Source organism: Nocardia cyriacigeorgica, from assembly GCF_010868145.1.
Classification (GTDB): Bacteria; Actinomycetota; Actinomycetes; order Mycobacteriales; family Mycobacteriaceae; genus Nocardia; species Nocardia cyriacigeorgica_D.
Genome location: NZ_JAAGUY010000016.1, coordinates 131,134 through 137,501, shown reverse-complemented (window position 1 = coordinate 137,501; position 6,368 = coordinate 131,134). Strand labels below are relative to the sequence as shown.

Sequence of the window (6,368 nt, the reverse complement as noted above, 5' to 3'; positions counted from 1 at the left end):
GGTTCGCCGGGGGTGAACCAGGGGGTGATTTCGGCGCAGGTGTCGATGAAGCCGAAGCTGCGGACGCGGCTGAATTGGTCTTGGAGGGCTTGGACGAGGTGGAGGGTGAATTCGGCGAAGCCGGTGACGGAGCCGGAGAGGTCGGCGAGGACGACGAGGTCGGGGCGGCCGTGTTTGCGGGCTCGCAGGACCGGGGTGATGGGGATGCCGCCGGTGGACATGGAGGTGCGGAGGGTGCGGCGCAGGTCGATCTGGCCGCGGACGGATTTGCGGCGACGGGCGGCCAGGCGGGTGGCGAGTTTGCGGGCCAAAGGATGGACTAGGCGGCGCATGTCGGCGAGGTCCTGTTCGCGGGCGCCGAGGAAATCTATGCGGTCGGTGCTGGATTCGACGCCGCGGCGGGCGATGTAGTCGGTGCCGCGCAGGTCGGCGGAGCGGATGCGGGCCTCGGTCTGCAGAGCTGTGCGGAAGACGCGTAAGCGGCGGTCGGCTTCGATGGTGTGCACGGCGGTGTCGAATTCGCCGGTGGGGGCGCCCATTCGGGAGACGATGCGTTCGACGAGGTCGTCGGGTTGCAACGCCTTCAGAGTCAGATACGACGACCAGCCCGCGCCGGAGGCGGTGGTGACGACTCCCGACGCGCCAGCGCCCTGTGCCCCGCTGCCGTAGCCGCCGAGTTCGGTGAGGGCGTGGCGCGCGAGTTCGGTAGTCGCATCGGGGTTGTCGGCCGCGAGGGCGATGACCAGCTCGTCGCGCAGAGAGTCGATGGCGTCGGTATTCGGTTCGCGCACTTCGCCGAATCCGCCGCGGCCGAGAAAGTAGAGGTCGAAGAGCTGGTCGAAAACCGAGCGTTGACCGTTGCGGCGCAGCAGGGTTGCGGCCAGGCCGGAGCGGAGGCGGTCGGGGTTGTCGGTGCCGAGGGCGACGATGGCTTCGGCGGCGTCGATGGTTTCGCTGGGGCCTGCGTTGATGCCGTGCTCGCGAAGGAGGGTGACGAAGTCGACGAGGCGGTCGGTCATGGGTTCGGTGCGCGAGCTGATCACCCGCCCACCGCGTAGCGACAAGAACGTGGCGAGCGCGAGCGCGCCCAGTGCTGCCCACCCAGGTGCTCGCGGATCATCTCGCCGACTCCGTCCCACCGAGCTCGAGCTTCTCCACAGCGACTCGATGATCCGACTGATGTTTCAACAGCACACCCAGCGTCGATCGCACCATCCCACCGGTGAGCCGCCGAGCCCCCAACGCGACGAGAGTCCGGGCCCAGTCGACGGTTTCGGCGACCGACGGCGCCTTGCGCAGCGGCAGTTGGCGGAGCGCGCCGACGGTGCGCACGACAGGTTCAGCCATGGCTGCGTCGAGTTCCGGCACCCGCAACCGCACGATGGCACGTTCCAACTCGGCCGTCGGATAGTCGATATGCAGGTACAGGCAGCGCCGCTTCAACGCCTCGGAGAGCTCTCGGTTGGCGTTAGAGGTCAGGATGACGAACGGCTTGCGGACGGCGGTCATGGTGCCGAGTTCGGGGATGCTGACCTGGTAGTCGCCGAGCACTTCGAGCAGCAGCCCCTCGAGTTCGACGTCCGCCTTGTCGAGCTCATCGATGAGCAGCACGGTGGGGTCGGGGTTGCGGATGGCGGCCAGCAAGGGGCGCGGGAGCAGGAACTCTTCGGTGAAGACGTGCTCGCGGGTGCTGTCCCAGCCTTCACCCTCGGTGGCGGTGATCCGCAGCAGTTGCTTGGCGTGGTTCCACTCGTACAGGGCACGGGCCTCGTCGATGCCCTCGTAGCACTGCAGACGGATCAGCTCGGCGGCACCGGTGGTGGCGATGGCCTTGGCCAGTTCGGTCTTGCCGACACCGGCAGGCCCCTCGATGAGCAACGGTTTGCCCAGATGACCGGCGAGAAACACGGCGGTGGCGATATCGGTGGACGGCAGGTATCCGACATCGGTCAGCCTGCGGGTCACCTCATCCACCGAGGCAAAGAAGTTACTCATCGGTAAACAGTGTAGGTCGCCCGCTCCGCTCGTCCGTTGGCGATGCACACGGCGAGCGGCAGATGCCGGCGGCATCGACCGAGAGCCCGATCGTCGGGTGCCACTCGCGGCGGTCACCACGACAGAGGGGAAGCGCGGAGTTCGGCGATCGACACGCCCCGGCGGCGTTTGACCAGCCCGCGCAGCGTGCCCGCGTTCAGGTAACCCACCCGGGCCGCGATCGCGTCCAACGTGAGGTCGGTCGACCGCAACAGATGAGCGGCCCGTTCCAAGCGGATGTCGTTGACGAAGTCGCGTGGCGACATGCCCAGCTCCGCGTGGGTGGCGCGTTGCAGGCTGCGTTCGGTGACGCCGAGTGCATGGGCAGCGGTGGAGATCAGGAACTGTTCGGCCAAATGGTCGCGCACCCACCGTTCGAAGGCGGCGGTCACCGAATTGCCGCGGGCGATGACCTCGGGCACTACGACATCGCGCTGCTGGCGCCGGTTTCCCGCGACCATGTATCGGCTGGTGAGTTCGGCGAGCGCCGGGCTCGCCGAATGCACCAGCGCCAGCGCGAGATCCATATGTGACAGCGCGGCGCCCGCGGTGCTCACTCGCGCGCCACGGCACAGGATCCGGCTCTCGTCCAGCGCCACCTGCGGGTATCGGCGGCGGAAGGTGGGGCCGAGCCACCAGCTGGTGGTCGCGGGTGATCCGTCGAGCACTCCCGCCTCGGCGAGGAAGAACGTCCCGGAGCAGGCGCCGGCGACGTGGGTGCCACTGTCGTGGACCTGCCGGATCCGATCGAGCACCGGCTTGCTACGCACGGAGGTGACCAGCTCGACCAGCGGCTCGGGGTCGAGGACCTGCACGGCGGGCACGATCATCATGTCGGGTTGGGTGTCGACGTCGACCATTCGCGTGGTCGGGATGGTGTTTCCGTGGCCCGAGGTCACGCTCGTTCCGAACGAGAGGGTCCGCACCCGCCATGGCTCGGGTGGAGTCTCGAGCTGGTCGCGGGCGGCGTTGGCGGTATTGAAGGTCTCCAGTAACGCGGCAAAACCGAAGTCTGCGACGCCATCCATCACGAACACCCCGACATCCATGTCGGGAATAGTACTGAATATGTCGTTTCCGACACTCGGTAATGGTCGTCTCGCAACATATTCTCACTTCTTGTGGCGGATCGCACAGTCGTTCGGCCCGCCAACACCGGCAGCCCCGAGCCGTCGTCCGCCGCCCGACCCACCCCATCGGAGTCCCGCATGTCGCTCGCCACCAGCATCGTCCACCACATTCGTTTGACGGTCACCGATATTCATCGCTCGCGTGAGTTCTACGAGGACGTGCTCGGCTTCGAGGTCGCCGCCGAATCCCCGGGTAATCCGGCCGATCCACTGGTTCGTGCCGACCGCTTCCAGCTCTACGGCGGCGTCGTCTTCCAGACGCCAGGCGGCATGCTGCTCGGCCTGCGGCCGGTCGCCGATCCGGACGACCACTTCGATTCCGAACGCGTCGGGCTCGATCACCTCAGCTTCACCGTCGATTCGCGCGAGGATCTGATGAAGGCCATCGCCCGCTTCGACGAGGCGGGCGTCGAACATGGCGACATTGTCGAGATGGATCAGTTCGGTATCGCGATCCTCGGCTTCACCGACCCCGACGGTATTCATCTCGAGCTCACCGCGGTGATCTGATGGCCGTCCGGACACAGATCTGCACCGATACCGAGCTGCCACCGTTTCCGCAGCTATGGGCTCGGTGGGCGGCGATGTCCGCCGCGTTCGCCGCGTCCGGATCGCAGTGGGGCCCGCGGATGTTGCCGTCGCTGGCCTGGTTCGAGAGCTCCGGGAAGAGCGGATCGACGCTGTATGCCCTGCCCGGCGGCCGCGCGGTCCTCTCGGGCGGGGTATGGGTCGCACCATCGTCGCGCGAGGCAATCGACGGACCGCCGCCCGTGCACCCCGAACCGCCTGACTGGGCCGTCGACCCGATGCTCAACCCGCACGCCGATACCGGACTCACCACCTTCTGCTACTGGTGGGATGCGGGACGGTGGTACCGGGCAGACTCACCGCCGGTGGCGCAGTCGGCCGCGGCGCTGCCCGGTGTGTGGACGACCGACGCCGTCGCCGAAATGCTCACCTGCCTGGCCACCGGACGACCGAACGACGAGCAGCGCGCCGACGCGGTCACGCTGATCTGCGCTGCCGAAATCGGTGCCGTCACCCATGAGATCGTGGCGAATGTCTTCGGCGACAACGACTTGTTCGATCTGGACGCCGCGATGGACCAGTTCGAAATGGCGGGTCTCACCGCGCACCAGACCGCGACCCGCGCCGCCACGCAGTGCCTGCGCGGCCCGGCCACGCCGCGGTTCAGTACGGGTTCGCCGCAGCTTCGACGCGTCCGGATTCGATGGCCTCGACCAGCGCTCGATGATCGATGACGGTCTGATCGGCGTAGTCGAGGGCGAACGCGGCCATGGCTCGGTCGAACGCATCACCGGAACCGAGATAGTCGGCGATGGCGATGCGGTCGCCCGAGCGGGCATGGGCGCGGGCCAGGGTGTGCCCGCACAGGGCGGAGTAGTCGCGCATACCGGAGCGCGTCATATTGTCGATATCTGCTGAGCCCTTCATATCTCGCAGCTGACGCAGATAGAAGTGGCGGCCACCGGGCCCGGTGACCCAGCCAAGGAAAATATCGCTCGAGGTCTGCATCACCCGCTGGCCGTGGACGACTCGGTGACCGTGATGACGGAACACGCTCGCGCGCAGATGCGGCGCGAGCACCGACTCCTGGGCCTCCTTGACCTGCAGGAACAGCGGGCCTCCGCTGTCGCGGTCGACGAGCAGCGCGACGAAGCACCGGGTACCGACACTGCCGACGCCGACGACTTTGAGCGCGAAATCCACCATCCGATAGCGGTCAACCAGGATTCGGCGTTCCTCTGGCAGCGTGCGCCGATACGATCCGAAGACCTCTCGGACGGCGGCGGCGTCGTCCGGTGCGATCGGCACCAGCAGCGGCGGCTGATGCAGAATCCGTGGCATGCCGTCCGGACCGGTCTCGGTGAGTTTGTGCAGCGCCTGCAGGTTGGTCCGTTTGCGAGCGGCGTCGAGGGTTTTCTCGACGTTCTTACGGCGCTTGGGCTTGGTGACCAGGTCGGTGAGGGTGTCGGTGTTCACCTGCTCGTACCAGACGTCGAGCGAATCGAGGCCGGCGAGTCGCCGCATGCATTCGCGGTAGCCCGAGGCGGCGGTGTGCACCGCCGCGCTCGCCTCATCATCGGTGAACCCATTACTACGCGCGGCGACCGCGATACTCGCCGCCAACCGTTTGACATCCCATTCGAACGGGCCGGGCAGGGTCTCGTCGAAATCGTTCAGGTCGAACACCAGTGACCGTTCCGGCGAAGCGAAGACGCCGAAGTTGGACAGGTGGGCGTCACCGCACAACTGCACTGTCAGACCGGTGTTCGGCGTAGCGGCCAAGTCGGCGGCCATGATGGCCGGGGCGCCGCGCAGGAACGGGAACATGCCCGCCACCATGCGCCCGTAGCGGATCGGCACCAACTCAGGAACCCGGGTGACCGCCTGTCGTTCCAGGATGGCGATCGGATCGCGATCGGGGCCGAGCTTCAACTCCCCCAGTGCCGATCGCGGGACCTCGCGACGGATCGCACGACCGTCCGAGCCCGATGGAGCAGCCGCGACGTCGGTGTTCGTCATCCACACAGTCTTGCGCCGCCGCCGTGTGCGCACAACCATCCGGCCAATCTCCGGTGTGTCCCCTATTGCGCCCCAGCCGCCCGATATGCGGGTATCCGGGACATCTCATCCATTCGAATGATCCTCTGACGCAAACCTGCCCGCACCCGTGACGTTTGCCCGGAAGTGCGCAAGAGTGGATATATCACCGCTGCTCGACGATTCCCCCGACCAAGCGCTGATCACGGGACCGCGGCCGACGGTGCGCAGCGAGTTGGAAAGGATACGAAGTTGTTCACGAACACCACATCAACGCCGCTTCGCCGGACGGCGGCCCGCGTCGCCATCGCCGGCGCGATCACCGTGTTTCCGCTGACTGCGGTAGCGGTTCCGGCCGCGGCCGACTCCGGGTCGGCACCGCCGGGTGTCACCCAGGTCGATCGTCCCGGTCGGGATTGGGACAACCGCAACGATTGGGATCACAACCGGAAGTGGGATCACGACCGCAGGTGGGATCACGACAAGAACTGGGACCACGACCGCAAGTGGGACCATGACAAGAACTGGGATCGGGGTCGCGGACACGACCCGTTCTGGTGGCTACTGCGTTCGATCATTCCGCGCGGATTCGGTAGCTTCTGATCGACCACGGGCGGAATGGCGAGCATGCCGGTCGGG

At 66.8% G+C, this 6,368-nt stretch carries 7 protein-coding genes; 3 read left to right on the top strand and 4 right to left on the bottom strand.

What is annotated here, in order from left to right:
* The 3 genes from GV792_RS19290 to GV792_RS19280 all read right to left on the bottom strand — a co-directional run.
* Positions 1–1,043 (bottom strand): VWA domain-containing protein (locus GV792_RS19290; RefSeq protein ID WP_309139129.1); only part of this gene is annotated, 1,043 nt, incomplete at its 3' end.
* A gap of 73 nt (positions 1,044–1,116) precedes the next feature.
* Positions 1,117–1,995 carry an AAA family ATPase gene (locus GV792_RS19285; RefSeq protein ID WP_163825541.1) on the bottom strand — a complete coding sequence of 293 codons (879 nt, stop codon included), beginning with the start codon at positions 1,993–1,995 and terminating at the stop codon, positions 1,117–1,119.
* A 113-nt stretch (positions 1,996–2,108) separates the two neighbouring features.
* Positions 2,109–3,083 carry a GlxA family transcriptional regulator gene (locus GV792_RS19280; protein WP_163825540.1) on the bottom strand — a complete coding sequence of 325 codons (975 nt, stop codon included), beginning with the start codon at positions 3,081–3,083 and terminating at the stop codon, positions 2,109–2,111.
* A 159-nt stretch (positions 3,084–3,242) separates the two neighbouring features.
* Between GV792_RS19280 and GV792_RS19275 the strand changes: the two genes are divergently transcribed.
* Together GV792_RS19275 and GV792_RS19270 are read left to right on the top strand one after the other, a co-directional pair.
* A complete protein-coding gene (locus GV792_RS19275) occupies positions 3,243–3,674 on the top strand; it encodes a VOC family protein (RefSeq protein ID WP_163825539.1) in 432 nt (143 codons plus the stop codon).
* Complete coding sequence (locus GV792_RS19270; protein ID WP_163825538.1) at positions 3,674–4,426, top strand: hypothetical protein; 753 nt, start codon at positions 3,674–3,676, stop codon at positions 4,424–4,426. The genes GV792_RS19275 and GV792_RS19270 overlap by 1 nt, the downstream gene beginning before the upstream one ends.
* Here the strand turns inward: GV792_RS19270 and GV792_RS19265 are convergent.
* Positions 4,356–5,711, bottom strand: a complete 1,356-nt coding sequence (locus GV792_RS19265; protein ID WP_163825537.1) for a DUF2252 domain-containing protein — start codon at positions 5,709–5,711, stop codon at positions 4,356–4,358. The genes GV792_RS19270 and GV792_RS19265 overlap by 71 nt on opposite strands.
* A 270-nt stretch (positions 5,712–5,981) precedes the next feature.
* Here GV792_RS19265 and GV792_RS19260 point away from each other — a divergent pair, with 270 nt between their 5' ends.
* Positions 5,982–6,332: a hypothetical protein gene (locus tag GV792_RS19260; protein WP_163825536.1), complete on the top strand. Its 351-nt coding sequence runs from the start codon at positions 5,982–5,984 to the stop codon at positions 6,330–6,332.
* The last annotated feature ends 36 nt before the right edge of the window (positions 6,333–6,368 follow it).

Excerpts from the sequence above, each read along its gene's own strand:
- GV792_RS19265 (WP_163825537.1), bottom strand. The coding sequence starts at position 5,711 with ATGACGAACACCGACGTCGCGGCTGCTCCATCGGGCTCGGACGGTCGT.
- GV792_RS19275 (WP_163825539.1), top strand. The coding sequence starts at position 3,243 with ATGTCGCTCGCCACCAGCATCGTCCACCACATTCGTTTGACGGTCACC.
- GV792_RS19270 (WP_163825538.1), top strand. The coding sequence starts at position 3,674 with ATGGCCGTCCGGACACAGATCTGCACCGATACCGAGCTGCCACCGTTT.
- GV792_RS19285 (WP_163825541.1), bottom strand. The coding sequence starts at position 1,995 with ATGAGTAACTTCTTTGCCTCGGTGGATGAGGTGACCCGCAGGCTGACC.
- GV792_RS19280 (WP_163825540.1), bottom strand. The coding sequence starts at position 3,083 with ATGGATGTCGGGGTGTTCGTGATGGATGGCGTCGCAGACTTCGGTTTT.